Annotated in this window: 1 protein-coding gene; it reads right to left on the bottom strand. The window is 58.6% G+C overall.

Going from position 1 to position 664, the window contains the following annotated elements; all coding sequences use genetic code 11:
- On the bottom strand, positions 1 to 653 hold a 653-nt coding region (locus tag AOA61_RS06130), incomplete at its 3' end, for a substrate-binding domain-containing protein (RefSeq protein WP_099601346.1).
- Positions 654 to 664 lie beyond the last annotated feature (11 nt).

Below are 664 nucleotides of genomic sequence, written 5' to 3'. Positions count from 1 at the left end.
CTGGGCAGCTTGACCAGCGCCGAGTTGGTGGCGTCCATGCTGCCGGGGACGTCGAGGGTTTTCAGTGCGGCGGTGAGGATGTGGTCTTTCGGAATGCCGGCTTCTTCAAGGGATTTGATCGAGCCGTCGGTGCGTTTTTTACCGGTGTCGAGTTCGTTGAAGGTGTTGATCACCGCGTAGGTGTCCTTCCAGTCCCAGCCACGTTTTTTCGCTTCGGCAGCCATGGCGGCGCCTTGTTTCTGACCGACTTCAAAAGCGGCCATGCCCAGGTACGGCACGTCCTCCATGAAGTTGCCTTTGGCATCGACGAAGCGGTCATCCACGGCCATGACTTTCAAGCCATTGAGCTTGGCCTTGGCCACGATGGCTGGGCCGAGGGACACGTCCGGCGGGCAGATCACAAAGCCCTTGGCACCGTTGGCGGCCAGGCTGTCGATGGCGGAAAGGGTTTTCTCACCATCGGGCACGGCGATTTTGATCACGGTGAAACCGTGTTCCTTGCCGGCTTTTTCGGCGAAGGCCCATTCAGTCTGGAACCAGGGTTCTTCGGCTTGTTTAACCAGAAAGCCGATCTTCACTTCTTCGGCGGATGCGAGGCTGCTGAGGCTGCTTAAAGCAACGGCGGCGGCAAGGACGCGTAGGGCTTTTTTCATGAACGACACCT

This window comes from Pseudomonas sp. 2995-1 (genome assembly GCF_002742505.1).
Lineage (GTDB): Bacteria > Pseudomonadota > Gammaproteobacteria > Pseudomonadales > Pseudomonadaceae > Aquipseudomonas > Aquipseudomonas sivasensis.
The sequence above is the reverse complement of the archived record's forward strand: the minus strand, read 5'-3'. Positions and strand labels throughout refer to the sequence as shown.